The organism is Streptomyces sp. NPDC050617 (genome assembly GCF_040654795.1).
GTDB lineage: Bacteria > Actinomycetota > Actinomycetes > Streptomycetales > Streptomycetaceae > Streptomyces.
In genome coordinates this window covers 1-14,158 of sequence record NZ_JBFAIS010000029.1, presented here as the reverse complement: position 1 = coordinate 14,158, position 14,158 = coordinate 1, and the positions used below count along the sequence as shown (strand labels likewise).

Here is a 14,158-nt window from a genome sequence, read left to right as displayed (position 1 = left end):
CGGGCTCGGTCGTCCAGTGTTCATACTCATCCCGTACGGAGGCGGACAGGGGCTAGATCATCATTTTGCGCCCCTACCCAGTCGCCCGCCGGGCAACCGGCGCCGCGTGTTCCCTGCTGACTGTCCGTCCGCCCGCCGCTCCGGGACTGCCGTCCCGCGCTCCGGACCGACCGCCGCCATTCACACATAACCGCAGGTCAGAGCGGTGTTATCGATGATGACAACGGTCACCGGTGCAGCCTTTGCCGATCCGCTCGCGGTGCGCTTCACTGCGGGGGTCGGCAGCGTTGAAGGGGAGGCGCAGGAGCGATGAGCGAGCACATCGAGCACGGCCACGAGCACGGCCACGGACCGGGCGGGCACGCCGGGCATTCCCACGGGGTGTCGGCGGACGCCGACCGCCGGTGGCTGTTCGCCGCGCTCGCCCTGATCACCGCGTATATGGCGGTCGAGGTCCTGATCGGCATCGCGGCAGGCTCCCTCGCCCTGATCTCCGACGCGGCCCATATGCTCACCGACGCCGCGTCGATCGTGCTCGCCCTGGTCGCGATGCGGCTCGCGGCGCGGCCCGCGCGCGGCGGCTTCACCTACGGGCTCAAGCGCGCCGAGATCCTCTCCGCGCAGCTCAACGGCGTCACGCTGCTGCTGCTCGCCGCGTGGCTGACCTACGAGGCGGTGCGCCGGCTGTTCGACCCGCCGAGCGTGGACGGCTCCCTCGTCCTCGTCACCGCCCTGGCCGGCATCGTCGTGAACATCGCGGCGGCCTGGTGCATCTCGCGGGCCAACCGCTCCTCGCTGAACGTCGAGGGCGCGTACCAGCACATCCTCAACGACCTGTTCGGCTTCATCGCCACGGCGGTGGCCGGGCTCGTGGTGCTGACCACCGGTTTCGCCCGCATCGACGCCGTCGTGACGCTGGTGGTGGTCGCGCTGATGGTGCGGGCCGGGTACGGGCTGGTCCGCGAGTCCGGGCGGATCTTCCTGGAGGCCGCGCCGGCGGACCTCGCCCCCGACGCCATAGGCGACCGGCTGGCCGCCAACCCGTCGGTGACCGAGGTCCACGACCTGCACGTCTGGACGATCACGTCCGGCCAGCCGGCGCTCTCGGCGCACGTCCTGGTCACCCCGGACGGCGACTGCCACGCGGTGCGGCGCGACCTGGAGCACGTCCTGCGGCACGACTACAAGATCGGCCACACGACCCTCCAGGTCGACCACGCCCCCGCGCGTGTGCTGACCGTGGCCCGGCCCGGCGAGTCGGCCGCGGACCCTTCGCATACGCACTGCGAGGATCCGCACGGCCCGGTGCACCGGGCCGAACCGCACGCGCACTGAGCGCCCGCCGGAGGCCGGACCCGAGCGGTCAGCCAACCGGGGCGAGCAGGGGCGCGGAGCTGAAGCTGTGCGCCAGGCGGGCACGGGCGGCGGCGGTGTCGACGGTGTAGGAGTTCACCGTCAGCCGCTCCGCCGTGATCTTCGCGATCATGAATCCGTGGCCGGCGAAGTCCTGCCACTTGGCGGGCGTGCGGCCGTGGGCCCGGCCGTCCCCCGTCTTGCTCGCCGCGCCGCACACCAGCTGCCGGGTGCCCCGGCTGCGCGCGGTCGGCTCCAGCACCTGGAGGGTGTGGTCGTGCCCGGAGAGGATCAGGTCGGCCCGGCCGCACACCACCTGCTCGTAGAGCTCCTTGAGGTGGACGCCGCTGGTGTAGTGGCCTATCACGAAGCCGTCGTAGGCCCCGGCGTCGCCGTGGACGCCGTTGTTCAGATACGGGTGGTGGCCGAGCACCACCTTCCAGGCGGCGCGGGAGCGGGTCAGGGCCGCGTCCAGCCAGGCGCGCTGCTCACGCATGTAGGGGCCGTCCCAGGTGAAGTACGGGTCGGTCTGCATAACCGTCGACGCGACGGGGTTGGTGTCCAGCGCGAAGAACTCCACCAGGGGCGGGCCGGAGCCGCCCGCCGGGATCGGTACGGAGTAGTAGCGGGCGGGCATGTACCAGCGGCGCGACGATGCCGCGTAGGTCACCTCGCGGTCGCCGCGGGAGGGGTCGCCGCCGCTGCCGGGGATGATGCCGGAGCAGTCGTGGTTGCCCAGCACCATCAGCCAGGGGACGTCGATGCCCGCGTTGGGCCGCTCGAACTTGTCGGCGAACTCCGGGTCGTGGCCCGACTCCGGGCCGTTCTCGTAGATGTTGTCGCCGAGGCCGACGGCGAGGGAGACGCCCTCGGCCCGGCACACCTCGCGCGCCGCCGCGGCCACGGCGTACTGGGCGGCCTTCCCCGTGCCCGCGTCCCCGGTGATCAGCACCGACAGCGAGCCGTCCGCGCCCACTCCGTCCGGGAGCGGGAACTTCTCCGTCGCGGCCGCCGCTCGGGCGGGCGTTCTGGAGGCCAGGCCGCCGACCGCGACGGCCGCCGCCGCGGAGGCCAGGAGCGTACGCCGCCGGAGGGCGGGGGCCGCGCCGGCCGCCAGGCCCGGCGCGGCCCCGGGTATGGCCCGGTCCGAAGCGGTCGCGGGGGTGGCCCGGTCCGGCGCGGGCTCGGATATGGGGTGCGGGGTGCGCTCGGCGGCCCACTGGGCCTCGGTCAGATCGGCTCTGGGAGGGATGTCGTCTGCACACATGGACCTTGTTCTCCCACGCCCCGCGCGACGGTTGGTGGAAGAAGGGTGAACATGTGCGGCCGGGTTTCCCTACCACGGGCGACGGACCGGCGTCGGAGCCCGGTCGGACCAGGGGCGAAGGATCGGCGCCGGGGCCCGGCTGAGCGGCGCGGACGCCCGGATTTATCATCTACAGTCTTGTAGACGCACGTATTCTCGGTCGCTTCACGGCTACTGGTACGCCTTGTGGGCAGCGCCTGGCGTTTCCCATGGTCCCACGGTACGACGGCGGCTCACGACCACCGCAGCGGGGACGGTGTACCGCACCCCTGCGCCTGAACGATCCGGAGGCCCGTATCCGATGACGCCCACCAGCACGACGTCTCTCGCCCTGGACGGGGCCGGAATCGACGGCGGTCTCTACACGAGCATCACGGACTTCGCCCGTGACACGCGGTGGCTGAACGGGCCCATGCTCACCTTCACCAGCATCGGCGTCGGGCTCTTCGCCGTCTTCATGCTGGTGGGCTGGTGGCTCGCCCGCAAGCAGGACGCGGCCGGCATGGCCACGGCGCTCGCCGCCCCCGTGGCCACGGTCATCGCCTACCTCGCCAACGCCACCATCAAGACGGTCTTCACCGAGCCGCGGCCCTGCCGGGCGCTGCCGCACGACTTCCTCATCGAAAAGTGCCCGGAGCTCAACGACTACGCGTTCCCGAGCAACCACACGACGGTCGTGGCCGCCGTGACCGTCGCGCTGTTCCTCGTCAACAAGCGGCTGGGCGCGCTGTCCGCCGTGGTCGCCGTGGTGATGGGCTTCTCCCGCGTCTACGTGGGCGCCCACTACCCGCATGACGTGCTGGTCGGCGCGGTGGTCGGGGCCGTCGTCGGGGCCGTCTGCACGCTGCTCGCGCGCCGCTTCGCGGCGCCGCTGATCGAGCGGCTGCGCGGCGGGGCCCTGCGTCCGCTGCTCATCGCGCCGACGCCGGGCCGGCGCCGAGCCGGCCGCGAGAACAGCCGGGCGAAGCGGCCCGTCGGGTAGCCGCCGCACCCGCCGGCCGTGCCGCTGCCGCCGTGAGCCCCCTGGGGCGCACGGCGGCAGCGGCTTTTTCGGGGTCCGGTCCCGCGGTGATTCTGGGTCCGGTCGCACGGTGCTTCGGGGGCGTCCGGTCCCGCAGCGATTCGGAGTCCGGTCGCACGGTGCTTCGGGGTCGTCCGGTCGCGCGGCGATTCCGAGTCCGGTCGCGCGGCTGGGCGCCCGCGCCGCGCGCGGATGCACAGGGCGGCGGGTGGGTTGTACGCGGCCCCAGGCGGCCGTTCGGTTTTCGGACAGCCGTTCCGGGTCCGATTATCGAGCATCGGGAACCGCTCACCGAACGGGGAATCCGGCAGTGAGCGCTTGGTTCCACTTGGCCGTCGGCCGAAGTTCATCCTGCCATTGGCGGTTATCAGCTAAAAATTTTCACCACAGCCGCCTTCGAACCGATGAACCTGTCCTGAAACGCTCTGATCGCTTTGACTCTGAAGGGGCGCATCGTCAAATGTCTGGCAAATGAGCACCCCTCACCAGACCGCGGCGGGCGGCCTGCTTCGGCACCGGGACTTCCGGCACCTGCTGTCCGGCGCGGCGGCGAGCCAGGTCGGCGCGCAAGTGACCCTGGTCGCCCTGCCCTTGGTCGCCGTACTCGAACTCGACGCCCCCGCGTTCCAGGTGGCCCTGCTGACCGCCGCGGAGACCGCCGCGTTCCTCCTCGTGGGCCTGCCCGCCGGCGCCTGGGTGGACCGGATGCGCAAGCTCCCGGTGCTGATCCGGGCCGACGTCGTCCGGGCCGTGGCCATGGCCAGCATCCCGGCCGCCGCCGTGACCGGCTTCCTGACCATGGCCCAGCTCTACGCCGTCGCCCTGATCACCGGCGTCGCCACGGTCTTCTTCGACGTCTCCCACCAGAGCTACCTGCCGCAGCTCCTGCCCAAGGAGCGGCTCGTCGCGGGCAACGGCGCGCTGGAGACCGTACGCTCCTCCGCCCAGGTGGCGGGCCCCGGCCTCGGCGGCGGACTCGTCCAGCTCCTCGGCGCGCACCTCGCGATCGTCGCCGACGCGATCGGCTACGCCGTCTCCGCGCTGTTCCTGCTCGCCATCCGGCACAAGGAGCCCGCGCCGCGCGCCGAGGGCGCGGACACGTCGCTGCGCGCGGAGATCGGCGAGGGGCTCGGCTTCGTGCTGCGCCAGCCGCTGCTGCGGGTCATCGTCATGACCACCGGGCTCGGCAACTTCTTCTCCGCGCTGCTGCTGTCCGTGCAGACGGTGTTCCTGGTGCGCGTCCTCGACCTGCCGCCCGCCGCCATAGGGCTGATGCTGTCCTCCTCGGCCGTCGGCGGGCTCGCCGGCGCGCTCTGCGCGGGACGGCTCGCGCGGGGGCTCGGCCAGGCCCGCATCATCTGGCTCTCCGCCCTGGTCAGCGGTCCGTTCGCGCTCCTGTGGCCGCTGGCCGGGCACGGCGCCGCGGCCGCCCTGTTCGCGGTGGGCTCCGCGGTGGTCTTCTTCGGGGCCGTCGTCTACAACGTCGCCCAGGTCAGCTTCCGGCAGCTGCTCTGCCCGCCCCGGCTGCTGGGCCGGATGAACGCCACCATGCGCTTCCTGGTCTGGGGCACCATGCCGCTCGGCGCGCTCGCGGGCGGCGCGGTCGCGGGCGCGTACGGGGCGCGGACCGCGGTGTGGGTGTGCGCGATCGGCTTCCTCGCCGTCCCCCTCCCCCTGCTCTTCTCGCGGCTGCGGACCATGCGCGACCTGCCCGCCGCCGAGCCGGACGCATCCGGCGAGGGCCCCGGCACGGACCCCGACGCCGTCGCCGAGACCGCCTCGGTCAACTGAGCCGCGGGCCCCGCGCCTCACCCCGGTGAACTGCCGCAGTACGGCGGCCCGAGCACCAGCACGACGACACGTACGAGAAGCACGAGAAGCACGAGCACGAGCACGACAAGAGAGAGGACACCGTGCACCACAGCATCACGGGCCAGTACCTCGCCCGGTTCCGGCGGACCGCGGACGGCGCGGACACCCCCCGCGGCCTGCTCCCCTTAACCGGCGCGCAGCGGCGGTTCCTCCTGGTCCGCTCGCTCGACCCGCAGGGGCGGCCCGACGTCGTCCCGCTCTTCTTCGCCTTTCCGCGCGGCACCGTGGACCTGGCCCGCCTACGGGCCGCGGCCGGGTACCTGGCCGCGCTGCACCCCGCGCTGCGCGCCCGGCCCGAGGTCGTACGGGGCACGCCCGTACAGCGGCTCGCGGAGGCCGACGTACCGGCGGTGCGCGTCGAGGCCGCGCCCGGAGAGGACGCGAGCGCCGCGCTGCGCCGCGCGCTCGGCGACTGGCGGGCGGACGGGTCGCCGCTGCGGCTCTTCCTCGCATCCGATGACGCGCCCGTCGGCGACGTCCCCGCTGACGACACTTCTTCCACGGGCGCGGGCCCGAGTTCCGAGATCCTGGCGATCGCCCTCGACCACACCGCGTGCGACGGGCAGTCGCTGTCCCGTGTCATCGAGGAGCTGACCGACGCCTACGCCGCCGCCCTCGGCCCCCGCGACGTACCGCCCGCTTCGGCGGACCAGGAGGCCGACGCCTACCGCGAGGCCGTCCTCCTCCAGCTCGAAGCCGAGTCCCGCGCGGGCGCCCCGGCGGCGCTCGGCTACTGGGGTGAGCGGCTGCGCGACGTGCGCGACGCCGTCCCCTCCCCCGGCCCCCTGCCGCCGGGCGCGCTGCCGTCCGGCGCCGCCGCGCTGCGGCTGCCCGCGGGCACCGCTCCCCTCCCCTTCCCCGACCTGCTGGGCGCCTGCGCCGCCGCCGCGCGAGCGCTGTACGGCGAGGGAACGCACCCGCTCGGCTACCCGTGGGGCGGCCGGCCCGCCGCCGCACGGCCCGTGCTCGGCTGCTTCCTCAACACGGTCGTCTTCCCCGCGACGGCCGCTGCCGCCGGGCCGGACGCCCACGCCGCACTGTCCACCGCGTGGTGGGACGACCTCGACCGCGCGGACACGCCCTTCGACGAGGTGGTGCGCGCCGCCCGGACGGCCGGCGCGCCCTGGTCGGGGCGGCTCGCCGGACTGCTGACCGTCGAGGACGCGCACCGCGCACCGGCGCTGCGCCTCGGCGCCGTCACCGGCCGCGAGGTGTACGTCGACGGCCGCCCCGTGCGCGCGCCGTTCGCGGTCTCCGTCTCGCAGGGCTCCGAACTCCTCGTCCGGATGGCCTGGGACCGCACCGTGCTCGACGACAACGTTGCCGGGGACGCCTTCGGCGAGCTGACCGGCGCGCTGCGCGCCCGGCTCACCGCCCCCGCGCCATTCGCCTGACGCGACCTCAACTTCCCCTTCCACGCAAGTAGTTGACGCGCCGATAAGCGCCGTCGACTCGCTGCCTCCCCCTGTCGCGGGACGTTCCCGCCGCGCCGCGCGCTCCGTGGCGCGGTGTGGTGCGCTCGCTCCGCACGGGGACCCGACACCCCTGACGACCCTTGGGAATTGCCGATGTTCACCCTCTCCTCCTCGCAGGAGATCGTCTGGCTGCACGAGCAGGTGCTGCCAGGAAGCCGCGCGTACAACTTCACCGCCTCGCTCGACCTGTGGGGCACGCTCGACGAGGACGCGCTGCGCGCCGGCCTCGCCGCGACCCTGGACCGCCATCCCGGCCTGCGGCTGGAACTCGTCGCCGTCCCCGGCGCCGTGCCCGGCCAGCGGGTCGCCGAGGGGTGCGCCCCCCGCTACCGCACCGTCGACCTCTCCGGGGAGCCCGACCCGGAGGCCGCGTTCCTGGAGCTGGTGCGCGCCGAGGCGGAGCGCCCGCTGGACACCTACCAGGCGCCGCTGCTGCGCTGGACGCTGGCGCGGCTGGCCGACGACCACCACCGGCTGATCCACGTCGAGCACCACCTGGTGCACGACGGGCACTCGTTCGCGATCATCCTGAGCGACGTCTTCGGCGTCTACCGCGCCCGAGTGCTGGGCGAGCGGCCGGAGTCGGCGCCCGTGCGCTCGTACGAGGAGCACGTCCGCGCGGTGGCGGAGGCGGCCGGCGGCGAGGAGCGCGCCCGCTCGCTGGCGTACTGGCGCGAGGAGCTGGCCGGCGCCTCCTTCGACGTGCCGCTGCCGGGGCTGACCCGGCCGGGCGCGCAGCGCCGCCACCGCGGCGGGCAGCTGCGCCAGGCCATCGGCGCGGATCTCGCCGAGCGGCTGCGCGAGCACGCCCGCACCCAGGGGTACACGCCGTTCGCGGTGCTGCTCGGGCTCTTCGCGGAGCTGCTGCGGCGGCACAGCGGGCGCTCGGAGATGGTCGTGGGGACCGCCGTGGGCAACCGGCCGCGGGGGTTCGAGGAGACCGTCGGGATGTTCGTGAACACCATCCCGCTGCGGCTGCGGCTGGACGCGGAGGCGGGCGCCGCGGAGGCGATGGACGAGGTCACGGACACGCTGATCCGGTCCCTGCCGCATCAGGACGTGCCGGTGCAGGAGCTGACCCACGCGCTGGGCATGCACACCTCGGGCGCGGACAACCCGCTGTTCAACGTGATGTTCAGCGCCCATGACGCGGCGCTGCCGGAGACGGAGACGCCGGGTCTGGAGGTGTCCCTGTTCGAGGGGTTCAACACCGGCACCACGCGCTTCGACCTCGATCTCGTGCTGCTGCCCGACGACCGGCGCGGGGTGGGGCCGCGGCACGGGGCGGCCGGGATGACGCTGGTGTGGGACTACGACGCCGATCTGTTCGGCGACGACGTGGCGCGGCTGCTCGCGGAGCGCTTCCTGGACCTGGTCCGGTCGTATCTCGACGCGCCGGACACGAAGCTCGCCTCCCTGGGGTCCGCTGTCGAGGAGGCGCCGGCGGACGCGTGCGCGGCGCTCGGCGAGGACGCCGTGGCGCTGGACCCCGCCGCGCGCAACGACCCGTCGCTGCCGGCCCTGCTCATCGGGGCGCGCCAGGTGACGTACGGCGATCTCGACGAGCGGGTGGGCCGGCTCGCCGGCCGGCTGCGGGGCGCGGGGGTGGCGGCCGGGCAGCCGGTCGCGGCGGTGCTGCCGCGCGGCGCGGACTCCGTCGTCGCGCTCCTGGCGTGTCTGCGGACGGGGGCGGTGTACTGTCCGCTGTCGCCCAACGACCCTGCTTCCCGGCTCGAGTTGCTGCTCGGTCGGCTCGGTCCGGCGCTGGTGCTGACCACCGCCGAGGGCGCGGCGGCGCTGCCCGCCGAGGGGCTGCCCGTCGCGCTCGTGGACGGGCCGGACTTCCCGCGCGCCGCGGCGGCGCGGGTAGTGGAGGGCGCGGCGTACATCATCCACACCTCCGGTTCGACGGGTATTCCGAAGCCCGTCGCGGTGGGACGCGAGGCGCTGGCCCGGCATATGGTGGGCACGGCGGAGCGGTTCGGGCTCACGCACGGGGACCGGGCGCTGCTCTTCGCGCAGCCCTCCTTCGACGTGTCGCTGGAGGAGGTGCTGCCGTCGCTGCACGCCGGGGCGTGCCTGGTGGTGCCGGAGCGGGAGGTGCCGACGGGCGCCGAGCTGATCGAACTGCTGGCCGCCGCGCGGGTGAGCGTCGCCAATCTGCCGACCAGTTACTTCCTGGCCACGCGCGAGGAGTTGTGCGCGGCCCTCGCCGCGGGCCGCTGGGCGCCCCGGCTGATCGCGCTCGGCGGGGAGCGCATCCCGGCCGACGCGATGCGCGGGCTGCTCGCGGCCACCGGCGCCACCGTGCTCAATGTGTACGGGGTCACCGAGGCGGCGATCAGCACCACGGTCCACGAGATCACCGCCGAGGACCTGGCGGACGGCGCGGAGATCCCTCTCGGCGCCGAGCTGCCCGGCGAGCGCGTGCACGTACTGGACGGCGGGCTGCGTCCGCTGCCGGCCGGCGCGGTCGGCGAACTGGCCATCAGCGGCGTCGGGTTGGCCGAGGGCTACGTCGGCAACGAGGAGGCGACGGCGGCCCGCTTCGTGACGCCGGAGCCGCTCGGCGGCGTACGGGCCTACCTCACGGGCGACCTCGGCTACCGCGATCTGGCGGGGCGGCTGCGGTTCCTGGGCCGCCGCGACAACCAGGTCAAGCTGCGCGGCTACCGCATCGAGCTGGAGGAGATCGAGGCCGCGGCCTCCGCCGTGCTCGGCGGCCGGTCCTGCGCCGTGGTCCTGGACCGCGCGTCCGCGGGCGGGCCGCGCCTGGTGGGCTTCCTGGAGTCGACGGACGAGCCGGACCAGCGGGCGCTGCACACCGCGCTGGCCGAGCGGCTGCCCGCCGCGCTGGTGCCGGGCCGCTGGGTGCGGCTCGACACCATGCCGACGCTGTCCGGCGGCAAGCCGGACCGGACCGGGCTGGCGCGGATCGCCGCCGCGCTCCCGCAGGCCCGGCCCGCCGAGGACCCCCGGCCGGAGCCCGCCGTCTTCGAGGACCCGGGCGTCGCGCTGCTCGCCGAGGGCTGGCGCGAGGTGCTCGGCCACGAGCGCTTCACGGGCTCGTCGCACTTCTTCCAGATCGGCGGGCACTCGCTGCTCGCCGCCCGGCTCGCCGCGTGGCTGGAGCCGCACCTCGGCGACCGGCCGCCCCTGCGGCTGCTGTTCCAGAACCCCGTGCTGGCCGACCAGGCCCGCGCCCTGACCGCCGTCGGCACGACGGCCGCGCCTTCGGAGTCGATATGACCGAGACCACTGAGACAGCCCGGACAGCCGACATGGCGTCCCTGCCCCTCGACGATGACGCCCTCCGGGACAGCACGACCGTCCCGGGTACGCCCCTGCCGAGTGTGCTGCGCGGCGGTCCGCTGCCCGCCGCCCCGGCCGCCGGTGAGACGGTGCTGTCCTGGTACGAGACCTGGGTGCGCGACACTCCGGGCGCGCCGGCCGTCCTGGACGGCGAACACCGCTGGACGTACGCCGAGTTGGACGCCGCAGCCGACGCTGTCGCCGACGCGCTGCGCGGGCGGGTGGGCCCCGGCGACATCGTCGTGGTCTGCCTGGACCGGTCCGCCGCGCTGGTGGCGGTCGCCGTCGCGCTGGCCCGGCTCGGCGCCGTGTACCTTCCGCTCGGACCGCGCCCCGGCGAACGGCGGCTCGCCGCCGTGGCCGAGGGGCTGCGCGTGGTGTCCGTCATCGGCGCGCCCGAGTCGCTGCCGCCGGGCCACCGCGCGGCGGAGCACTTGCCGCTGCCCGTTCCCACGGAGGGCGTGAACGCGGTCGCCAAGGCCGTCGCGGCCTTCGTTCCCCCGGTCTCCGACGCCCGTACGGCACCTGACGGCACGTTCTACGCGGTGCTCACCTCCGGATCGACGGGCACCCCCAAGGCGGTCGCCGTCGCCCAGCGATCGCTCGGCGCGCTGCTGCGCTGGCACCGCGAGCGCACCGGCCTGACCCCGGAGGACCGGCACAGCCTGCACGTCGGCATCGCCTTCGACCCGCACCTTCTGGAGCTGTGGTCCGCCCTGACGTGCGGCGCGGCCCTCTCGGTGGCACCGGACGAGGTGCGCTGGGACCCGGCGGCGCTGGCCGACTGGTGGCGGGAGGCGGGCATCACGGTGGCCGTGTCGTCCACGCCGATGGTCGAGCCGCTGCTGGACCGACCCTGGCCGACAGGGCTGAAGGTCCGTCATGTCTATGTGGGCGGCGATCGGTTGCGCCGCCGTCCGGCCGCCGATGTCACGGCGACGATCCACAACGCCTACGGCCCGGCCGAGGCCACGGTGGTCTGCACCGCGCACGCCATGCGCGGCGAGCCGCTCGACGGCCCGGCGGACGAGCCCCCGGCGATCGGCCGTCCGGTGGCGGGCGCGGTCGTCTGCGTCGCCGACGAGCGGGGCGCGATCGTGCCGCGGGGCGAGGCGGGCGAGCTGCTCGTGGGCGGCGACTGCCTGGCCCTGGGCTATCTGGACGAGGAGCTGACCGCGCGGCGGTTCGTCGCCGCGCCGGAGGCCCTGACGGGTGTGGAACGGGTCTACCGCACCGGCGACCGGGTGCGGCTGCGCCCGGACGGGGAGCTGGAGTTCCTCGGCCGCCTCGACGACCAGGTCAAGGTGAGCGGCGTGCGCGTCGAGCCCGCCGAGGTCGAGGCCGCGTTCGAGCACGACGCGCGGGTGCGGCGGGCCGTGGTCGCCGTCCGGCGCCCGGCGTCCGGCGGCGCCCGGCTCGTGGCATTCGTACTGCCCGCGCCCGGCGCGTCGCCCGCCGTCCCTGAACTGCTGAGCGGGGTACGGGCGTGGCTCCCCGAGCAGGCGGTGCCGGCGGAGGTGCGCTTGGTGGACGGGTTCCCGCTGGACGCCAACGGCAAGGTGGACCGGGCCGCGCTCCTGGCCGCCCAGGAGCCGTCGGCGGCGGGGGAGGCCGCGGAAGCAGCGGCTTCCGGCGCCGGCGAGCTGTCCGGCAGTGCGAGCGAGGTGCTGGTGCTCGGGCTCTGCCGGGACCTGCTCGCCGCCCCGGCGATCACTCTCGACGACAACTTCACCGAGGCCGGCGGCCAGTCGCTGACCGCCGCCCGGCTGCTGGCCGCGATCCAGGACGCCGTCGGCGTGCGGCTGCGCGCGCCGGAGGTGCTGCGCCAGCCCGACCTGCGCGCCGTGGCCGCCCTGGTGGACAAGCGCCTCGCGGCGAACGGGGTGAGCTGACGTGACGTCAACCGCGCCGCCTCCGAAAGCCTCGACCCGTGAAAAGGAGAGAACCGTGACCGCCGACGTCCATGCCGAGGCCCACGCCGACGCCCGAGCTTCGACCGCACCCGAACAGCCCGGCGGCCTACCCGCCCTGATGGCCCGGAACGCGGAACGCATACCGTCGGCGCTCGCCGTCACGGACGGTGACACCACTCTGACGTACGCACAGCTCGTCGCCGGGGCCGGGCAGTTGGCGGCGTCCTTGTACGACCGCGGGGTACGCCCCGGCGACGCCGTCGCGACGCTCACGGCGCGCTCCGCCCGTACCGTCGTCACCCAGCTCGCCGTCTGGTGGGCGGGCGCGACGTGCGTACCGCTGGATCCGGCCCATCCCCGGCCGCGCATCGACGCGATGCTGACGGACACCGAGGCCGTGCTGACGGTCGGTGACAAGAAGCTGCTGGAGCGCGCCGGCATCCCCGCCGACCGGGCGCTGGTCCTGGACGCCGACGGGGCGGAGCGCGGCGAGGGCGCGGTGCGGGCGCCGCTGGCCCGCGCCCCGTACGACCCGGACGCCACGGCCTGCGTGATGTTCACGTCCGGTTCGACCGGCCGGCCCAAGGGCGTCGCCCTGACCCACCGCGGCATCGCGGGCCTGGTGACCGACCCCTCGTATGTCACGGTCACCCCGCGCGACCGGGTGCTGTTCCACTCCCCCGGCACGTTCGACGCCTCCACCTTCGAGGTGTGGATCGCGCTCGCGTGCGGCGCGGCGGTGGCGGTCTGCGCCGCCGAGCGCCCCTCGCTGGAGGAGCTGGCGCAGGACGTCGAGCGGCACGGCGCGACCGTCGCCTTCTTCACCACCGCGCTCTTCCACCAGCTGGCCGCGCGGCGCTCGCGGCTCTTCGGCGTGCTGCGCACGGTGGTCGTCGGCGGCGAGGCGCTGGCCGCCCAGTCCGCCCGCGAGGTCCTGCGGGCCTTCCCCTGGCTGGAGCTGGTCAACGGCTACGGCCCGACGGAGACCACCACCTTCGCCACCGCGCACACCGTGACCGACGCCGATTGCGACGCGCCGCCGCCGATCGGCCGGCCCGTCGCCGGGGCCACGGCGCTCGTCCTCGACGACGCCGGGGAGCCCGTGGCGGACGGGGAACGCGGTGAGCTGTGGGTCGGCGGCCCGCGGCTGGCGCGGGGCTATCTCAAGAAGCCCGAGCTGACGGCGGAGCGCTTCGTCGACCACGCGCGGCACGGGCGCCTCTACCGCACCGGGGATCTCGTCTCGCGCAGGCCGGACGGCGTCCTCGACTTCCACGGCCGGGCGGACGACCAGGTCAAGGTCCGCGGGTTCCGCATCGAGCCGGGCGAGATCGAGCACGCGCTGCGGGAGCAGCCGGAGGTCGACGCCGCGGCGGTCGCCGTGCGCCGCCCGACGCCGGACGACGCGCGCCTGGCCGCGTTCGTCGTCCCCGCGCCGGGGCCGGTGCCGAAGGGCGAGACGCTGCGCGCCCGGCTCTCGGAGCGGCTGCCCGCCCATCTGGTGCCGGACGAGTGGACGGTCGTCGAGCGACTGCCGCTCACCGCGTCCGGGAAGGTGGACCGCCGCGCGCTGGTCGAACTACCGGATCCGGCTGGACACTTGGCTTCGGAGTCCGCTGCCGCGAGCACCGGGCTGACGCCGATTCAGCAGGCGGTGGCCGACGCCTGGGCCCTGTCCCTCGGCCGCGAGGTCGGCGGCCCCGACGTCGACTTCTTCGCGCTCGGCGGGCACTCGCTCCTCGCGCTCGCCGTGGTCGACGACCTGCGCGAGGACCTCGGGGTGGAGCTGTCCCTCACCGAGTTCTTCGCCGCCCCCACCGTGGCGGGGCACGCCGCGCTCATCGAACGGGCACTGCTCGACGCGCACGCCCCCACCCCCGCCCCCGTCGTGGCCGGGCCCGGCCAC

The 14,158-nt window shown here is 74.8% G+C and carries 8 protein-coding genes; 7 read left to right on the top strand and 1 reads right to left on the bottom strand.

The features are described 5' to 3' along the window. Positions 1 to 309 precede the first annotated feature (309 nt). A complete protein-coding gene (locus AB0I49_RS30445; protein WP_363230346.1) occupies positions 310 to 1,335 on the top strand; it encodes a cation diffusion facilitator family transporter in 1,026 nt (341 codons plus the stop codon). A gap of 28 nt (positions 1,336 to 1,363) precedes the next feature. Here the strand turns inward: AB0I49_RS30445 and AB0I49_RS30440 are convergent, their stop codons facing one another. Further along, positions 1,364 to 2,620: a metallophosphoesterase gene (locus AB0I49_RS30440; protein WP_363230345.1), complete on the bottom strand. Its 1,257-nt coding sequence runs from the start codon at positions 2,618 to 2,620 to the stop codon at positions 1,364 to 1,366. Between the two features lie 340 nt (positions 2,621 to 2,960). Here AB0I49_RS30440 and AB0I49_RS30435 point away from each other — a divergent pair, with 340 nt between their 5' ends. The 6 genes from AB0I49_RS30435 to AB0I49_RS30410 all read left to right on the top strand — a co-directional run. Further along, on the top strand, positions 2,961 to 3,641 hold the full coding sequence (locus tag AB0I49_RS30435; protein WP_363230344.1) for a phosphatase PAP2 family protein: 681 nt from the start codon (positions 2,961 to 2,963) through the stop codon (positions 3,639 to 3,641). A 510-nt stretch (positions 3,642 to 4,151) separates the two neighbouring features. After that, positions 4,152 to 5,471, top strand: coding sequence for an MFS transporter (locus AB0I49_RS30430; RefSeq protein WP_363230343.1), 1,320 nt, complete (start codon positions 4,152 to 4,154; stop codon positions 5,469 to 5,471). A 122-nt stretch (positions 5,472 to 5,593) separates the two neighbouring features. Next, positions 5,594 to 6,946: a non-ribosomal peptide synthetase gene (locus tag AB0I49_RS30425; protein ID WP_363230342.1), complete on the top strand. Its 1,353-nt coding sequence runs from the start codon at positions 5,594 to 5,596 to the stop codon at positions 6,944 to 6,946. A 174-nt stretch (positions 6,947 to 7,120) separates the two neighbouring features. Continuing rightward, complete coding sequence (locus AB0I49_RS30420) at positions 7,121 to 10,276, top strand: amino acid adenylation domain-containing protein (protein ID WP_363230437.1); 3,156 nt, start codon at positions 7,121 to 7,123, stop codon at positions 10,274 to 10,276. Beyond that, positions 10,273 to 12,231, top strand: coding sequence for a non-ribosomal peptide synthetase (locus AB0I49_RS30415; protein ID WP_363230341.1), 1,959 nt, complete (start codon positions 10,273 to 10,275; stop codon positions 12,229 to 12,231). Before AB0I49_RS30420 ends, AB0I49_RS30415 begins: the two co-directional genes overlap by 4 nt. A gap of 55 nt (positions 12,232 to 12,286) precedes the next feature. Next, a partial coding sequence (locus tag AB0I49_RS30410) for a non-ribosomal peptide synthetase (protein ID WP_363230340.1) occupies positions 12,287 to 14,158 on the top strand: 1,872 nt, incomplete at its 3' end.

Excerpts from the sequence above, each read along its gene's own strand:
- AB0I49_RS30445 (WP_363230346.1), top strand. The coding sequence starts at position 310 with ATGAGCGAGCACATCGAGCACGGCCACGAGCACGGCCACGGACCGGGC.
- AB0I49_RS30440 (WP_363230345.1), bottom strand. The coding sequence starts at position 2,620 with ATGTGTGCAGACGACATCCCTCCCAGAGCCGATCTGACCGAGGCCCAG.
- AB0I49_RS30435 (WP_363230344.1), top strand. The coding sequence starts at position 2,961 with ATGACGCCCACCAGCACGACGTCTCTCGCCCTGGACGGGGCCGGAATC.
- AB0I49_RS30430 (WP_363230343.1), top strand. The coding sequence starts at position 4,152 with ATGAGCACCCCTCACCAGACCGCGGCGGGCGGCCTGCTTCGGCACCGG.
- AB0I49_RS30420 (WP_363230437.1), top strand. The coding sequence starts at position 7,121 with ATGTTCACCCTCTCCTCCTCGCAGGAGATCGTCTGGCTGCACGAGCAG.
- AB0I49_RS30415 (WP_363230341.1), top strand. The coding sequence starts at position 10,273 with ATGACCGAGACCACTGAGACAGCCCGGACAGCCGACATGGCGTCCCTG.